General features: G+C 65.7%; 16 protein-coding genes. 7 read left to right on the top strand and 9 right to left on the bottom strand.

Translation table 11 applies throughout. From position 1 onward, the window contains the following. Positions 1-208 precede the first annotated feature (208 nt). On the bottom strand, positions 209-1,942 hold the full coding sequence (gene aroB / locus GXY01S_RS01315) for a 3-dehydroquinate synthase (RefSeq protein ID WP_061271583.1): 1,734 nt from the start codon (positions 1,940-1,942) through the stop codon (positions 209-211). Between the two features lie 135 nt (positions 1,943-2,077). Between aroB and GXY01S_RS01310 the strand changes: the two genes are divergently transcribed. The 3 genes from GXY01S_RS01310 (at position 2,078) to GXY01S_RS01300 (ending at position 4,427) form a co-directional block, all read left to right on the top strand. Continuing rightward, entirely contained in the window at positions 2,078-2,281 is a 204-nt protein-coding gene (locus GXY01S_RS01310) for a hypothetical protein (protein WP_061271582.1), read from the top strand. A gap of 16 nt (positions 2,282-2,297) precedes the next feature. After that, positions 2,298-3,209, top strand: a complete 912-nt coding sequence (locus GXY01S_RS01305) for a site-specific tyrosine recombinase XerD (protein WP_061271581.1) — start codon at positions 2,298-2,300, stop codon at positions 3,207-3,209. Between the two features lie 261 nt (positions 3,210-3,470). After that, positions 3,471-4,427, top strand: coding sequence for an acetyl-CoA carboxylase carboxyltransferase subunit alpha (locus tag GXY01S_RS01300; protein WP_061271649.1), 957 nt, complete (start codon positions 3,471-3,473; stop codon positions 4,425-4,427). A gap of 110 nt (positions 4,428-4,537) precedes the next feature. Here the strand turns inward: GXY01S_RS01300 and GXY01S_RS01295 are convergent, their stop codons facing one another. Further along, positions 4,538-5,296, bottom strand: coding sequence for a competence/damage-inducible protein A (locus GXY01S_RS01295; protein WP_061271648.1), 759 nt, complete (start codon positions 5,294-5,296; stop codon positions 4,538-4,540). A gap of 82 nt (positions 5,297-5,378) precedes the next feature. Here GXY01S_RS01295 and GXY01S_RS01290 point away from each other — a divergent pair, with 82 nt between their 5' ends. Further along, positions 5,379-6,269 carry an SMP-30/gluconolactonase/LRE family protein gene (locus GXY01S_RS01290; RefSeq protein ID WP_255210335.1) on the top strand — a complete coding sequence of 297 codons (891 nt, stop codon included), beginning with the start codon at positions 5,379-5,381 and terminating at the stop codon, positions 6,267-6,269. A gap of 13 nt (positions 6,270-6,282) precedes the next feature. On the opposite strand, the gene GXY01S_RS01285 is transcribed toward GXY01S_RS01290, so the two are convergent. The 5 genes from GXY01S_RS01285 to GXY01S_RS01270 form a co-directional block, all read right to left on the bottom strand. Next, positions 6,283-6,774 (bottom strand): SMI1/KNR4 family protein, encoded by a 492-nt coding sequence (locus GXY01S_RS01285; protein WP_061271579.1) that lies wholly within the window; start codon positions 6,772-6,774, stop codon positions 6,283-6,285. A gap of 15 nt (positions 6,775-6,789) precedes the next feature. Then, entirely contained in the window at positions 6,790-7,794 is a 1,005-nt protein-coding gene (locus GXY01S_RS01280; RefSeq protein ID WP_061271578.1) for a bifunctional GNAT family N-acetyltransferase/(deoxy)nucleoside triphosphate pyrophosphohydrolase, read from the bottom strand. Continuing rightward, positions 7,791-8,912, bottom strand: a complete 1,122-nt coding sequence (locus GXY01S_RS01275; protein ID WP_061271577.1) for an aromatic ring-hydroxylating oxygenase subunit alpha — start codon at positions 8,910-8,912, stop codon at positions 7,791-7,793. Before GXY01S_RS01275 ends, GXY01S_RS01280 begins: the two co-directional genes overlap by 4 nt. A gap of 90 nt (positions 8,913-9,002) precedes the next feature. Then, positions 9,003-9,179: a hypothetical protein gene (locus GXY01S_RS17855; protein ID WP_156470280.1), complete on the bottom strand. Its 177-nt coding sequence runs from the start codon at positions 9,177-9,179 to the stop codon at positions 9,003-9,005. A gap of 13 nt (positions 9,180-9,192) precedes the next feature. Further along, entirely contained in the window at positions 9,193-10,065 is an 873-nt protein-coding gene (locus tag GXY01S_RS01270) for an ATP-binding protein (protein WP_061271576.1), read from the bottom strand. A gap of 171 nt (positions 10,066-10,236) precedes the next feature. Here GXY01S_RS01270 and yajC point away from each other — a divergent pair, with 171 nt between their 5' ends. After that, entirely contained in the window at positions 10,237-10,626 is a 390-nt protein-coding gene (gene yajC / locus GXY01S_RS01265; protein ID WP_061271575.1) for a preprotein translocase subunit YajC, read from the top strand. A 90-nt stretch (positions 10,627-10,716) separates the two neighbouring features. After that, positions 10,717-12,159 carry a sugar porter family MFS transporter gene (locus tag GXY01S_RS01260; RefSeq protein ID WP_061271574.1) on the top strand — a complete coding sequence of 481 codons (1,443 nt, stop codon included), beginning with the start codon at positions 10,717-10,719 and terminating at the stop codon, positions 12,157-12,159. Positions 12,160-12,318: 159 nt separating this feature from the next. On the opposite strand, the gene GXY01S_RS01255 is transcribed toward GXY01S_RS01260, so the two are convergent. Continuing rightward, positions 12,319-12,927, bottom strand: a complete 609-nt coding sequence (locus GXY01S_RS01255) for a superoxide dismutase (RefSeq protein ID WP_061271647.1) — start codon at positions 12,925-12,927, stop codon at positions 12,319-12,321. A 129-nt stretch (positions 12,928-13,056) separates the two neighbouring features. Here GXY01S_RS01255 and GXY01S_RS01250 point away from each other — a divergent pair, with 129 nt between their 5' ends. Beyond that, positions 13,057-13,908, top strand: coding sequence for a squalene/phytoene synthase family protein (locus GXY01S_RS01250; RefSeq protein ID WP_061271646.1), 852 nt, complete (start codon positions 13,057-13,059; stop codon positions 13,906-13,908). Between the two features lie 120 nt (positions 13,909-14,028). Here GXY01S_RS01250 and GXY01S_RS01245 read toward each other — a convergent pair whose 3' ends face one another. Next, positions 14,029-14,904 (bottom strand): NAD(P)-dependent oxidoreductase, encoded by an 876-nt coding sequence (locus tag GXY01S_RS01245; protein WP_061271573.1) that lies wholly within the window; start codon positions 14,902-14,904, stop codon positions 14,029-14,031. Between the last annotated feature and the right edge of the window lie 158 nt (positions 14,905-15,062).

Raw genomic sequence — 15,062 nt, 5'->3', positions numbered from 1 at the left:
CTGGCCTGATACGGGTTGATCCGGGCGGCGTATGCGCCGCCATTCCAGCGCCAGCGGGATATCAGGGGCGTGCGAAACTGCGTTCATCCGCATCAATCCATGGCAGGATCGTTTTGCGGGGCAAGGATTGAAATAAGGTAAATGTCGCGGGGCACGCGGCGGGGAGTGGGCGGCCTGTGGTCAGAATATCACAGCCCCGCCCACGGCATCAGGCCGTGCAGCCATCCGCGCGCAGCACGTCAAGCACGGCCTCGTCGGGCACGTCGCGGCAGGTGAAGGCCCGGCCAATGCCACGCACCAGCACGAAGGACAGGCGGCCATCGCGCATCTTCTTGTCGCGCTGCATGTTGCGCACGAGCTGGGCTGCGGAGAAATTGCGCCCCGTGTCACCTATGCGCGCGGGCATGGACAGGCGCTCGAGATGGGCCGTGACGCGGTCCAGATCCTCGGCCGGGCAGTAGCCCAGCCGGGCCGAGAGCATGAAGGCCAGCCGCAGCCCGATCGAGACCGCCTCGCCATGCAGCAGGCTGCCGTCATAGCCCATCTCGGCTTCCAGCGCGTGGCCAAAGGTATGGCCCAGGTTGAGCAGGGCGCGGCCGTCGGTCTTGCGCTCCTCGCGCTCATCGGCCACCACCACGCGGGCCTTGAAGGCGCAGGCGAGGCGGATGGCCTCGGCCTGCATGGCCGGATCGCCCGCCAGCACCGCGGCGCCATGGCGCTCGCACCAGTCAAACAGCCCCGCATCGCCCAGCAGGCCGGATTTCACGATCTCGGCGTAACCGGCCTTGAGTTCCCGCACGGGCAGGGTGGCCAGCGTGGAGGTATCGGCCAGCACCGCGATGGGCTGGTGAAACGCGCCGAGCAGGTTCTTGCCAAAGGGCGTGTTGATGCCGGTCTTGCCACCGACTGACGAATCCACCTGCGAGAGCAGCGTGGTCGGGATCTGCACAAACGGCAGGCCGCGCAGCGTGGTGGCCGCGCAGAATCCTGACAGGTCGCCCACCACGCCGCCACCCAGCGCCACGACCGTGGTGCCGCGCTCGACATGCGCCTCGAGCAGGGCGTTGGTCACGCGCTCGTACTGGCTGATGCTTTTTGAACCCTCGCCGGGCGGGATGGTGATGGTCTCGGCGCGGATGCCGGTCTCGGCCAGGGCTTCAAGCAGGCGGGGCAGGTGCAGGGGCGATACGGTGGCATCGGTAATCACCATCACGCGCTTCTGTGGCAGCACGGGGGCGAGCAGCGCGCCCGCGCGGCGGATCACGTCGGGGCCGATCAGCACCTCGTAGCTGGCGCGGTCGAGCCGCACGGGCACGCGCAGGGGCTGCTGGTTGTGCTGCAGGGCGTGCAGCACATGGTCGGCGCTGTGTTCCACGTTGTCATCTCCACAATCAACGATAATGTCCGCCTCCGCATAGACCGGATGGCGCAGGCGCATAAGGTCGGCCAGCACGGCATGCGGTGTGGCGTTGTTGAGCAGCGGGCGGTGCGTGCGGTCGGCCACGCGCTGCACCAGCACGTCAAGCGGGCAGCGCAGCCAGATCGAGACGGCGTGCTCGCGCACGCTCGCGCGTGTGCGCCCGTCCATGAAGGCCCCGCCCCCCGTGGCCAGCACCACGGGGGGGCCGGACAGCAGGCGGCGGATGACCAGCCGCTCGCCCCGGCGGAACTCGGCCTCGCCATAGCGCTGGAACAGGTCGGCGATGGTGCAGCCGGCGGCGCGCTCGATTTCCTCGTCCGAATCGACAAAGGGCACGCCCAGGCGCGTGGCCAGCAGGCGGCCGATCGTGGTCTTGCCCGCGCCCATCAGCCCGACCAGCACGATGGTGCGCCCGCTGCCCGGCTGCCGGGGGCTGGCCGGGCCAACGGCGTTCAGGTCAAGGGGGATGGCAAGGGATGCGGGCTCCGGCTGGGGCCGAATGGGGGGAATCTGGCGTGACATGCCGCGCAACCTAACATACAGCAGGACAGGACCGGTAGAGTCCGTGGTCAGGGCCAGCCCCGCGTGGGCGGGGCAACGCGCCTGCGCCCGCCCGGCCAGGGGCCACCGGGGTTTGCAGCATAGGAAAGCGGTTGAATGATCCGTATTGTTATTGCCCTGGCCAGTGTTCTGGTCCTGTGCGTGATCGGGGGCTTTTTCGCGCTCGGGGCCTTTCCCCCCGCGCTGGTGCAGGAGGATGTGCACAAGGATGTGCCCTTTGCCGCCCCGCCGCCGCCTGCGGCCCTGCCGCCACTAGGCGCGCCTGCACCGCTGCCGGTAGCCCCCTTGGCGCCGGGCTGAGCGGGCGGGGCGCACGGTGAGCGCAAGCGGCGTTGACGCCTTTCTTGAAATGCAGGCCGCCGAGCGCGGGGCGGCGCTGAACACCATCCGCGCCTATACCCGTGACCTTGCGGATATGGATGCCGCCCTGCACGCGCGGGGCATGACCCCGCTCACGGCGGGCGAGAGTGACCTGCGCGACTACCTCTCGGGCCTTGCGCGGCAGGGGCTGGCTGCGCGTACGCAGGCGCGCAGGCTGTCGTGCCTCAAGCAGTATTTCCTGTTCCTGGCCCGCGAGGGGATGCGGCCTGACAACCCCGCCGCCCTGCTTGAAGCCCCCCGGCTCGATGCGCCGCTGCCGCGATTCCTGTCCGAGCCCGAGGTGACGGAACTGCTGGCCGCCTGCGTGCCCGAGCCCGATGCAACACCCGCGCGCGGGCGCCGGCTCATGGTGGCGAAGGCGGCGCTCGAGATGCTGTATGCCTCGGGCCTGCGCATATCGGAACTGCTATCGCTGCCCCGCCGCGCGGTGGATGCGGCACCGGGCATGATGCTGGTGCGCGGCAAGGGCGGGCGCGAGCGCATGGTGCCCATGTCAGCCCGGGCGCGCGCGGCGGCGCGCGCGCTGATGGCGCTCGATGCCGGGCGGGAAAGCCCGTACCTTTTCCCCGGCCGGAGTGCCCGCCAGCCCATGACCCGGCAGGGATTCGACCGAATCCTGCACGATGTGGCGCTGCGCGCGGGGCTGGACCCGCAGCGCCTGTCGCCGCATGTGCTGCGCCATTCCTTCGCCACCCATCTGCTGGCCCATGGGGCGGACCTGCGCGCGTTGCAGGTGCTGCTTGGCCATGCGGATATCGCCACCACCCAGATTTATACCCACGTCATGCTCGACCGCCTGCGTGATGCCGTGGCCCAGCACCACCCGCTGGCGCAGCAGCACGATTGAAAAACTGCCAGGCGAAAAAGAGTTTCTGGTGAAGCTTTTTTCAAAAAGCTTCGAACAATGCAGCCTTCATTAAAAAAGACCGTTCCCGCCCCTGCTGTTGCAGGCAATTGAAAACCGGCCTGCCGCCAGGACACGATGCGCGTTGGAGGGATGCAATGCATGCCAGCGCCCGGCAGGGCGGGATGGACAAAAATGCATGGCAGGCGGAATTCCGTGCGTGAAAATGTTTGGCTGGCACGCAGGCTGTGCTATCGGCAGCGCATGCGCCAGTTTCTAGATTTCGAAAAGTCGGTCGCCGAGCTTGAGAACAAGATCGACGAACTTCGCAGGATGTCCGGTCCGGACGGGATCAACATCGCGGAAGAGATCACCCGGTTGAGCGAAAAAGCCGACCGGCAGTTGCGTACGGCCTACGCCAAGCTGACCCCGTGGCAGAAGGTGCAGGTGGCCCGCCATGCCCAGCGCCCGCACACGGTCGATTACATCGGGGCGCTGATCACCGAGTTCTCGCCGCTCGCCGGTGACCGGCTGTTTGGCGATGACAAGGCCATCATTGGCGGCGTGGGCCGGTTCAATGACCAGCCCGTCGTGGTCATCGGCACCGAGCGCGGTGCCGAGATCGAGACCCGCCTCAAGCATAATTTCGGCATGGCCCGGCCCGAGGGCTACCGCAAGGCCCAGCGCCTGATGAAACTGGCGGGGCGATTCGGCCTGCCGGTCCTGACCTTTATCGACACATCCGGCGCATGGCCCGGCATTGATGCCGAAGCCCGTGGCCAGGCGGAAGCCATCGCCCGCTCCATCGAGACCTGCCTGAACGTGCCGGTGCCCGTCATTGCCACCGTCATTGGCGAGGGTGGCTCCGGCGGTGCCGTGGCCCTTGGCGCGGGCGACCGGGTGATGATGCTCGAGCACGCCATCTATTCCGTCATCTCGCCCGAGGCCTGTGCCTCCATCCTGTGGCGCGACCCCAAGCAGGCCTCCACCGCAGCCGATGCGCTCAAGATCACCGCGCAGGACCTGCTCCAGTTGCGGCTGATCGACCGGATCATTCCCGAGCCGCTTGGCGGTGCGCAGCGTGACCCCAAGGCCGCCATCCGCGCCGTGGGCGATGCCATTGCCGCCGAACTGCCCGGCCTGCTGGCCAAGGACCCGGTGCTGCTCAAGGCGCAGCGCCGCGAAAAATTCCTCGCCATGGGGCGTGAAGCCGTCGCCTGACGACTTCGTCCAGTAAAAGTTTTTGGTGAAGCTTTTTTCAAAAAGCTTCGAAGAAAGTCCCCTTTTGAAAAAAAGGGGCACCCCAAAACTTTTACTGTTTCCCGATAGGTTCAGGCTTTTGCCGGCTCACCCGGCAACGGCGCAAAGCCAAGGCCCGCAATCAGGTCGCGCACGGCGGTGGCGGCGGCACTGACGGCCTGCGTGTCCGTGCCCTTGCACAGCAGGCACACGCCGCGCTGGCTCTCATCAAGCCGGTAGGGGTAGGAGCCGATGTCAATGGCGGGGTAGCGCTCCTGTATCGCCTCGAGCGGAGCAGCGAGCGTGCCTTCGTACAGGCCATTGGCATGCCACGCCTGTGAGGTGACGGGCGTGCCATGGGGCAGGGTGGGCAGCATTTCCTCAAACATCGCGCGCATGATGCGCGGCACGCCCGCCATCACATGCACATTGCCCATGCTAAAGCCGGGTGCGACCGAAACCGCATTGCGGATGGGCGTTGCCCCCTGCGGCATGGTGGCCATGCGCTGGCGGGCGGCGTTGAACTCACCAGGCGCGAAATGGGTTTCGAGCAGGCTGAAGGTTTCAGGGTGGTGCACCCAGGGCACGCCAAACGATTCCGCAACGCAGGCGGAGGTGATGTCATCATGCGTCGGCCCGATGCCGCCGGTCGTGAACACATTGTCATAGGCTGCCCGCGCCTCGGTCACGTTACGGACAATGACCGCGCGGATATCAGGAATGATGCGCACTTCGCTGAGCGTGATGCCGGTTTCCGACAGGCGGCGGGCAACATACTGCACGTTTACATCCTGTGTCCGGCCGGACAGGATTTCGTTGCCAATGACCAGCAGGCAGGCGGTGGGATTCATGATCGGCATTCCACTAGGTTGCGGGCAGGGGCATTCTGGCCCCACCCTGTAACGACCACAAGCTTACCCCAAAGGAGACTGCATGAACACGCCAGCGATGCCACACCCGCAATGCGTATGGGATATCAGGGCGCAACTTGGCGAGGGGCCGGTCTGGTCCACGCGCGAGCAGGCGCTTTATTTTGTCGATATCGTGGGCCAGGCCATCCACCGGCTTGACCCGGCCAGCGGGGCCAGGGCGTCGTGGCAGGCACCGGCACGGCCCGGCTTTGTCGTGCCGGCCAGCGACGGCACGCTGGTCTGCGGGCTGAAGGATGGCCTGTACCGGTTCGATCCGCGCACCGGTGCCTTCCATCGCATGGTGGAAGTGGAGCCGGAGCATCCGGGCAACCGCATCAATGATGGCTGCGTCGATTCAAAAGGCCGGCTGTGGTTCGGCACCATGGATGATGAAGAAGGCACGCCCTCCGGCGCGTTGTATTCCGTCACCCGCTCCGCGCGCGGGCTTGACCTGCTGCGGCATGATGAAGGCTATGTCGTGACCAACGGCCCCGGCATCTCGCCCGATGGCACGCGGCTTTATCACAACCATTCGCCCGCGGGCCTGATTTACGAGTTTGACCTTGCAACCGATGGCAGCCTGTCGAACCGGCGGATCTTTGCCCGCGTGGATAATGGCTACCCCGATGGCGTGGTGGTGGACAGCGCGGGCACGCTGTGGGTGGGCGTGTGGAATGGCGGGCGCATCGAGCGTTTCCAGCCTGATGGTACGCGGCTCGAGCCGATTGCCATGCCCGCGCTCAACGTGACCAAGGTAGCCTTTGGCGGGGCGGACCTGCGCACGCTGTACGTGACCACGGCACGCAAGAGCACGCCCGATGACGTGCTGGCCCGCAACCCGCAGGCAGGCAGCCTGTTCAGCCTGCGCGTGGACGTGCCGGGGCAGGAGCCGTACGCCTTCCCCGCAGCCTGATCCCCTGCGCGTTTTATTTTTCGTGGAAAACGGGCACGAAGTCCGGGTCGGACCAGACGGACTTCACCTGTCCGGGTTTCAGCGTTACCGCGATGGTGCCGCGGGGCAGCAGCATGGGCAGGAAAGCGTTCAGGGACGGGGCTACGGGCGTCAGGGCTTCCATGCCCATCATCTCATGGTCGTAAAACCACACGCCCGGCGTGCCGTCCTTACGCATCATGAAACAGTTTGAACTCTCGCCCTCGGCAAACGGGAAAAAAAGGGCCGATACCACATTATCGGCAAGGAGAACCATCCGTCCGGCTATGTCGGCAATGTCAAGAAACTGGTCTATGCCGCAGGAATTGTCAGGTGCGACCGTGCAGGTATTATAGTCCGGCCGGGCGCCGTTATGGTGGGCGATGAATTCCCGGTAGGCGGGATCAAAGGAGGCGCCGATCCGTTTCTCGACTGCTGCAATGTCCTCCTGCGTTGGTATGCGGGCGGACTGGCCGAGATCGATCATGTCATTCTCCGTATTTTACAGCAGATCCTGCAGGAGCGGGATCAGCGGGCGGTCGGCATCGGGCATGGGGTAGTCGCGCAGTTTTGCAGCGGGCACCCATTCCAGCTTCTGCCCTTCGCGCGGGGTGGGCGTGTTCTTCCAGCGGTGGCAGACATAAACCGGCATGAGCAGGTGGAAATGCCCGTAATCATGCGAGACAAAGGTGAAGGGGGCGAGGCACGAGCGGGCCACGTCCAGCCCCAGCTCCTCATCAAGTTCGCGGATCAGGGCGGCCTCGGGCGTCTCACCCGTTTCCACCTTGCCACCGGGGAACTCCCACAGCCCGGCCATGGACTTCCCCTCGGGCCTGCGGGCCAGCAGCACGCGGGCATCCGAATCCACCAGGGCCACGGCGGCTACCAGCACGATCCGGCGCGTATCGCCAGCTTCGGTCTCTTCCATCATCTCCTCGCCAGACAGGTCGGCATGCCGTGCTTCAAACAGGCGCACCGGGTATTCCCCCCCGCGTGAGACGAATTCCTGCGTGGCCGTGCCATTTTCCCGAAAGCCGATGCGCCTGAGCACCGCGACCGAGGCGTGATTGTCATGTGCGGCGGAGGCGGTCAGCCGGTCCACCGGCAGGTTGGCCAGCGCCCAGCGGGCAAGCCGGCCTGCCGTGGTGCTGGCCACCTTGCGGTTCCAGTGCGCGCGGCCCACCCAGTAGCCCAGCGAGCACGAGCGGTCGGCGGCATTGATGCGCAGCCCGATGCAGCCGATCAGCGCATCAGGCTGGTCGGACTGCGGGCAGGTGATGGCGAAGTGATAGGCATCGCCATGCTGCGACTGTTCGATGGTGGAGGCGATCCAGTCCTCGGTCATGGCCAGCGAATAGGGGAAGGGAACGCGGCTGAGCATCCGCACCACGCTCCAGTCATTGATCAGCCTGTGCATCGTGCCTGCATCAGATGTGCGGACTTCACGCAGGCGATATTCGCCGGCCTCAAGTAAGGTGGCTGAACCATGTCCCCCCTGATCCATCATGCCGATGCCGCACCCCGTGCAACCGGTGCGGGCGTATCGTCCTGCGCGGGCAGGCCGCATTCCACCAGCAGCGAGCGCAGGTTGTTGATGACCGGGAAGATTTCCTGGTTGCGGTCGCCGCCCTGCTCGTACCAGGCATTCTGCTCGAGTTCCACGATCTCGCGGTCTTCGCGGAAGATCCGCTCGGTGAACGCGGTCAGGAACGGCCACGCCAGGTCCAGCACGCCGGGAATGCCGGGCCGCTTGATGGAAAGCAGGCCGAACACGCGGTTGGTCAGTTCCGCTTCGTCCTGCGGCACGTAGGCAATCCACAGATCCATGACCGGCGGGTTGTCGCCTGTCTGGATATGAAGCGTCTGGTAAGGGTAGGTGGCGCGGATGGTCATGACATCGCGATGGGCGAATCTCTCGCTGTTATCGCGCTTCTGGCCAAAGATCAGCGCCTCGCCAATCGGCTGCTTGCCGCTTGTGCGCGCAAAGCTGTAGCGCGCCTCCACCAGGCCGGGGCCGCGTTCCTGGCCCAGGAAGCGTGGCTTCATCTGGCCCATCTGCTTCATGTGCATGAACTGATGGTTCATATCCATCAGGTTCTCGTGCATGAAGCTGTAGTGGCAATGCACAAGCTGGCCAAAGCGGCGGGTCTTGTAGGCGGGGTTCGCCACCTCCGCCAGGCGCGGGAAGGGCGTCGCCTCCGCCTTGGCCGGATCGCCGGGGAACACGAAGATCAGCCCATCGACTTCGCGCACGGGGTAGGTGCGCACGCCGTTGGGCAGCTTGCCCTTGCCCAGATAGGGCACGTCGATGCACCGGCCCGAGCGGCCATAGGCCCAGCCGTGATAGCAGCATTGCACGGAGTCGCCCTTGACCGTGCCCTTGCTCAGGGGCACCTGCCGGTGGGCGCAGCGGTCTTCAAGCGCAAAGACGCTGCCCCCTTCCTTCGGGCGGACGAGGGCAATGGGCTGGCCCGCATAGCGGGTGCCAATGGTTTTGCCGGGTTTCAGTTCCCGTGACCACGCAACGGGATACCAGAAATCGGGGTTGGCACGGATTCGGCGCAGATCCCGCCCGCTGGCCGGGGCGGAGGACTGCATGCTGTCAGGCGGTAACGACTGATCCATTGTCTCTCTTGACTGTTAACAGGGCATGGCAGCCTGATGTGCCATGGGCAGGGCGTCTGGTACACCATATATTGCGACGCATTCCGAACATTATCCTGCCGCCATGGCGATATTAAGGATGTTTTTTACGAGCAGGGCAAATGCTTCCGTGCCGTCATGTTTTGTAACGCGGTTGGCGCATCCTTTCGCATCGGGCTTCATGCTGGCCTGTGGTGGTCCACCAAGGGGGATGGACACGCCCAGCATGCCAGCAGCCGCACGGATCAATCCTTGTGATGGATCATGGCCGGGCAGAAAGTTCCGCGCTCAGATCCTCGATGAACTGGAAGGCCACGCGCCCCGAGCGCCCGCCGCGCGAAAGCGACCACGCATTGGCGCGGCGCACGAGGTCCTTGTCGCCAATCGGCAGGCCGCGTTCCTTCGCATAGGCGCGGACCATATCCATGAAGGTATCCTGCGCGCAGTTGTGAAAGCCGATCCATAGCCCGAAACGGTCGGAAAGCGAGACCTTTTCCTCCGTTGCCTCGGATGTGTTGATGGCGCTCGAACTTTCGTTCTCGATCATCTCGCGCGGCATGAGGTGGCGGCGGTTCGACGTGGCATAGAACAGGACATTGGGCGGCCGCCCGGCAATGCCGCCATCAAGCACGGATTTGAGCGCCTTGTAGTCCGCATCCTCGCGTTCGAACGACAGATCATCGCAGAACACGATGAACCGGCGCGGGCTTTCACGCAGCAGTGCCAGCAGGTCGGGCAGGGTGGAAAGATCCTCGCGCTGGATCTCGACAAGCACCAGCCGCCCCTTGCCCAGGGCCGCGGGTTTGCCACCCTCAAGGTTGGCCTGCGCATGGGCGGCCTTGACGAGCGAGGACTTGCCCATGCCGCGCGCGCCCCACAGCATGGCGTTGTTGGCGGGCAGGCCGTGCGCGAAGTGCAGCGTGTTGTCGAGCAGCATCTGGCGCTGGCGGTCGATGCCCTGCAGCAGCCCCATTTCCACATGCGCCACGTGGGCCACGGGGGTCAGGCGGCCAAGGCCAGGGTGCCAGATGAAGGCATCCGCCTGCTCCAGCCCGGCAAGCGAGGGCGCGGGCGGCGAGAGGCGCTCGAGGGCTGCGGCAATGCGTTCGAGAACGGGGAGGGTGGTCTGGTCCATCGTCGATCCTGATTCGGGCATGACAGGGCGGTGGCGCATGCCACCGGGCGATCCGGAGCGCGTTGGCTGACACGGGCCAGGCGAACGCCTTGACGGGAAACAGGCGAAAACTATGGTCCGCATGGCAAACCCGCAACCCGTTCAACCCTTCATTCTGCCGGAAAGATTGTAATGGCCTCTATTTTCAATGATTTACTGACCACGCCCGCCCATGCCCAGGCTGCGGGTGGCGGCCTGCTGAGCGGCGATGGCATCATGGCGGTGCTGCCTTATGTGGCCATGTTCGGCATTTTCTATTTCCTGCTCATCCGCCCGCAGCAGGTCAAGCAGAAGCAGTTGCGCAACCAGCTTTCCGAGCTGCGCCGGGGCGACCGGGTGCTGACGGCTGGCGGCATCATCGGCGTGGTGCAGAAGGTCTCGGCGGAGTCGAACGAGGTCGAGGTCGAGATCGCGCAGGGCGTGCGCGTGAGCGTGCTGCGTGACACCATCAGCTCGGTCATTACCAGTGCCGCCACCCCCGCCAATGACAGCACGCCTGAAAAGACAGCGAAAAAGGGCTGATCGCGCCCGACGCGACTATGTTCGCCCCCGGGTGGGGCGAACTTCCCCCTGTCTGCATCGTTGCTGCTGTCAACAGCAGGAGCAGGCAGGATGCACAGGCCGCCCGGTATCGCGCAGACAGGCCAGCCCGCAGGCTCCCACCACCCCCCGGCCATACGTGGCCGCGCAGGGCTGATCGGGGGGCTGGCGGCCCTTTCAGGCATCCTGTTCGGGCTGGATACGGGGGTCATGTCCGGCGCGCTCGACCTGATCGCGCAGGAATTCACCCTGTCGGACCTGCAGCGCGAATCGATCGTGGCCATCATGCTGCTCGGTGCCGCCCTTGGCGTGATGGCCGCCGCATGGCTCTCGCACACATGGGGGCGCAAGCGCACGCTGGTGCTCACGGCGGGGCTGTTCGTGATCGGCCCGCTGCTCTGTGCCGAGGCTTCATCGTTCGGCACGCTCCTGTTCGCCCGCCTGCTTCTTGGCGTGGCCACGGGGGCCACCACGTTCACCACTCCGCTCTATATTGCCGAGATTGCCGATTCCGGCCGCCGGGGCACGATGATCCTGGGCTATCAGCTCATGATCTCGTGCGGGCTGCTCGCGGCCTATGTGTCGGATGGGCTGTTTTCCTATTTTGGCGTGTGGCGGTGGATGCTGGGCATCGTGGGGTTTCCGGGCCTTGTGTTCATGATGGGGGTCATGTTCCTGCCGCCCAGCCCGCGCTGGCTGCTGGCCCAGGGGCGCGAGCGTGACGCGCGGCGCGTGCTGATCGAACTGCGCGGCCTGCCCCGGCTGGTCATGGCCGAGCGCAACGCCATCATGGCCCGGCTGGCGGCACGCAAGGACGGTATCGGCAATTTCATGCATGACCCCAACTGCCGCCGCGCCATGTGGCTGGCGGTGGGCCTGCAGGTGGCGCAGCAGTTCTCGGGCATCAACGCGGTGCTGTACTACGCGCCCTACATCATCGGGCTGGTGGGCTACAGCCATTACGTGCAGGTGTGGGGGCCGGTGGGGGTGGGGGTGATCAACCTGCTTTCAACCTTTGTGGCGACGTTCTGGGTGGACCGGATCGGGCGCAGGCCCATGCTGATTGGCGGATTCGCGGTCATGGCGCTGGCCATGGCGGGGCAGGCCATGATCCTGGCAGGCGGCGTGCCGCCCATGCCGGGGCTGCGGCTGGTTATGGGGGTGTGCATGCTAGTGTTTGTCGCGGCCTTCGCGTTCTCGGCCGGGCCGCTGGCGTGGCTGCTCTGCGCGGAGATCCTGCCGCTGCGCGGGCGCGAGTTCGGCATGGCGTGCTCCACCTGCGCCAACTGGATCGCCAACATGGTGGTCAGCGCCACGTTCCTTACCGGGCTTGAGGTGCTGGGGGCAGGGTGGGTGCTGTGGGTCTATGCGGCGCTCAACGTGGTGTTCATGGCCATGGTGGCGCTGCGCGTGCCCGAGACTCGGGGCATGACGCTGGAGCAGATCGAGGCGGAACTCATGCGCGGCACGAAGCTGCGCGCGCTGGGCAGCAATGCGCCGCCCGAACAGCACTAGAGCAATTCCACGGAACTCCGGCTCGGTGGAATTGCTCTGGCTCATTGTTTATCGCGCATCTTCACCAGTTCGAACGTGTTCATTCAAACCGGATCTGCTCCAGACGCAAAAAACCCGGCGCGAAGCCGGGTTTTCCGTAGTCCGGGCCGCAGGGCCAGATCAGGCGGACTGGAGCTGTGCCTCGGCGAACTCGTAGTTGGCGAGCTGGTCGAGGTAGTTGACGATGTAGTCGGGGCGACGGTTGCGGAAGTCGAGGTAGTAGGAGTGCTCCCACACATCGAGGCCGAGCAGCACCTTGCCCTGGCCTTCGGCCAGTGGGTTGGAGCCGTTGGCGGTCTTGGTCACCTTCAGCTTGCCGTCGGAACCCAGAACCAGCCATGCCCAGCCAGAGCCGAACTGCGAGGCGGCAGCGGCCTTGAAGTCGGCCTTGAACTTCTCGATGCTGCCCAGATCCTCAACGATCTTCTTGCTCAGGGAATCGGGGATCGCACCGCCCTTGGGTGCCAGGTTCTGCCAGAACAGGATGTGGTTCCAGTGCTGTCCCGCATTGTTGAACACGGGGGCGAGGTCGGGCTTGCCCTTGACCATGAGGATGATTTCCTCAAGCGACTTGCCCTGCAGTTCCGGCTTGGATTCGACAAACCCGTTCAGCGCCGTCACATAGGCCTGGTGGTGCTTGTCGTGATGGAGTTCCAGTGTTTCCTGGCACATGCCACGGTTGGCGAGGGCATTGTAGGCGAAGGGAAGGGACGGCAATTCGAAAGCCATGAACATTCTCCTGGGAATTGCAAGGGGCGGCACGTGGCCGCCATACCAAGATTGCTATGGGGGCGGGCCCGGTGCGTCAAGTGACGGACATATGAACGCGCGCCTCCCATGCCTTCGGAATCAAACGCCATGACCGGCCCGATGGATGCATCTCCCGTCGCGCACGATGGCGTGTCCATGCTGCACGCCGCCCGCGCGGCGGACCCGGACCGCTTTTTCTGCGCGCTGTTCCTGCCTGCGCCGGCCCGCGCGGCGGCGATGGTGCTGATCGCCTTCAACCATGAATGCGTGCGCGCCGTGGCCACGCCTGCCTCATGGGCGGTGGCGGGGCCGATGGCGGGGCTGATCCGCCTGCAATGGTGGCGTGACGTGGTGGAAAGTGGCAATGCCCAGCGCCACGACACCGCCCGCGCCCTGCTTGGCCTGCTGGCGCGGGGGCAGGTGCGGCGCGATACGATCGAGGCCATCATCACGGCGCGCGAGGATGAACTTGACGGCCTGCCTGACCGCGCGCACTGGCAGGCCGCCATGCTGGCGGGTGCCGGGGGCATGCAGGTGGCCATGGCGATGGCCGCGGGCGTTGAGGATGGTCCGGTGCTGGAGCGGGTGCGCCTGTATGGCGGGGTGTACGGGGTGGGGGCGCTGGTGCGCTACCTGCCAGCCGTGCTGGCCGCAGGCCGCTGCCCGTTGCCCGATGACATGTTGGCCGAGGCTAACCTTACGCGTGACGGGCTACGCATCGGCCAGGCAACCCCCGGCCAGATCGCGGCCCTGCGAGGGGCGCTGCGCCAGCAGGGACAGGACTGGCTGGCGCAGGCGCGCGCGGGTGGCCGCCTGCCGCGCCCGGCCTTGGCCGCAAGCCTGCCTGCGGCCCTTGGCCTGCGCGACATGAAAGCCCGCGCCGTGCCAGCAAGCCCGCAGCCGCGTGGGTTGGGCGACAGGCTGGCAGTCATGGCCGCGATGGTGCGCGGGCGGATATGAAACCCGCATATTGATGAAAACAGATGTTTTTGTGTGCCGCCCTTGTTCGGCAAAGGCGGCGTTTCCCGACGCTGTTTGAAAAAAGCTTCACCAGAAACTTTTGCTACAGGCGGTGTTTCATCAGGGCGTGTTGGCCACCATGGATTCCATTACCGCAAACAGGGCGGAATAATCCTCGTTGGGGTAACGCCTGCGGGTGAGCGACAGGCTCTGGGTGGCGGCGGCCATGGCGGGCAGCGGGGCCATCTGCCGGGCGCCGTCGGTCAGCAGCAGGCGCATGTCCTTCTGCATGAGGCGGGTGGGGAATTGCGGGCTGAAATCACCTGCCTTCGCGGCCTTGAGCTTGCGCTTGTGGTGCGGCGAGATGACCGGCACCGCATCGAGCGCGTCATACAGCATGTCGCGCTCCAGCCCGGATGCCAGGCCATAGGTCACGCCTTCGGCCACCACGGCCAGCGTGGCGCCCATGATGCCGTTGATGACGAGCTTGAGCCTGGAGCCGCTGCCCGCGGGGCCGGCATGGATGGTCAGGCGGCCCATGGCGTCAAACATCGGCTGGGCGCGGCTGATCGCCTCCGCCGTGCCACCCGCGAGAATGATCAGATTGCCCGATTCCGCCTCTGGCGTGCTGCCCGCCACGGGCGCGTCGATTACGGTCAGCCCCAGCGCCTTGCCCTGTTCGGCCAGGGCTACGGAGGTCTCGGGGGCGACGGTGCTGGTATTGATCAGCAGGCTGCCGGGCTTCATGCCTGCCAGCACGCCATCCGCGCCCTGCAGCGAGGCTTCGAGCGCCTCGTCATCGGGCACGCACACGATCACGACATCCGCTTCCTGCGCCAGCGCGCGCGGCGTGGGCACGAAGCGCGTGCTGCCATCGCCCCCCTTGCCTGATGGGGTATAGGCCACGAGCCCGTAGCCCGCCTTGGCCAGGTTGGCCCCCATGCGTGACGCCATGGCGCCAAAGCCGATAAAACCGACCAGCGATGCGGTGGACATGAATATTCTCCTTGTCATGGTGGGTGGCGTTCAGGCCCGTACCCGTATTCCCCTCCAGCATGCATGAGGGGCGGGTGGCCTGTCACGGGGGGAACTGTGGAAGTGCCGCGCTTGTGGCGCGGTCCATCGGGCGGCCCACGGGCCTCAATGGGCGCGCG

Source organism: Komagataeibacter xylinus NBRC 15237, assembly GCF_001571345.1.
GTDB classification, from domain to species: Bacteria; Pseudomonadota; Alphaproteobacteria; order Acetobacterales; family Acetobacteraceae; genus Komagataeibacter; species Komagataeibacter xylinus.
The sequence above is the reverse complement of the archived record's forward strand: the minus strand, read 5'-3'. Positions and strand labels throughout refer to the sequence as shown.

Bases quoted from the DNA above. Each gene is read 5' to 3' on its own strand.
- GXY01S_RS01295 (WP_061271648.1), bottom strand. From the start codon at position 5,296: ATGAATCCCACCGCCTGCCTGCTGGTCATTGGCAACGAAATCCTGTCC.
- GXY01S_RS01255 (WP_061271647.1), bottom strand. From the start codon at position 12,927: ATGGCTTTCGAATTGCCGTCCCTTCCCTTCGCCTACAATGCCCTCGCC.
- aroB (WP_061271583.1), bottom strand. From the start codon at position 1,942: ATGTCACGCCAGATTCCCCCCATTCGGCCCCAGCCGGAGCCCGCATCC.
- yajC (WP_061271575.1), top strand. From the start codon at position 10,237: ATGGCCTCTATTTTCAATGATTTACTGACCACGCCCGCCCATGCCCAG.
- GXY01S_RS01270 (WP_061271576.1), bottom strand. From the start codon at position 10,065: ATGGACCAGACCACCCTCCCCGTTCTCGAACGCATTGCCGCAGCCCTC.
- GXY01S_RS01250 (WP_061271646.1), top strand. From the start codon at position 13,057: ATGACCGGCCCGATGGATGCATCTCCCGTCGCGCACGATGGCGTGTCC.
- GXY01S_RS01280 (WP_061271578.1), bottom strand. From the start codon at position 7,794: ATGATGGATCAGGGGGGACATGGTTCAGCCACCTTACTTGAGGCCGGC.
- GXY01S_RS01300 (WP_061271649.1), top strand. From the start codon at position 3,471: ATGCGCCAGTTTCTAGATTTCGAAAAGTCGGTCGCCGAGCTTGAGAAC.
- GXY01S_RS01285 (WP_061271579.1), bottom strand. From the start codon at position 6,774: ATGATCGATCTCGGCCAGTCCGCCCGCATACCAACGCAGGAGGACATT.
- GXY01S_RS01260 (WP_061271574.1), top strand. From the start codon at position 10,717: ATGCACAGGCCGCCCGGTATCGCGCAGACAGGCCAGCCCGCAGGCTCC.
- GXY01S_RS01245 (WP_061271573.1), bottom strand. From the start codon at position 14,904: ATGTCCACCGCATCGCTGGTCGGTTTTATCGGCTTTGGCGCCATGGCG.
- GXY01S_RS01310 (WP_061271582.1), top strand. From the start codon at position 2,078: ATGATCCGTATTGTTATTGCCCTGGCCAGTGTTCTGGTCCTGTGCGTG.
- GXY01S_RS01290 (WP_255210335.1), top strand. From the start codon at position 5,379: ATGAACACGCCAGCGATGCCACACCCGCAATGCGTATGGGATATCAGG.
- GXY01S_RS01275 (WP_061271577.1), bottom strand. From the start codon at position 8,912: ATGGATCAGTCGTTACCGCCTGACAGCATGCAGTCCTCCGCCCCGGCC.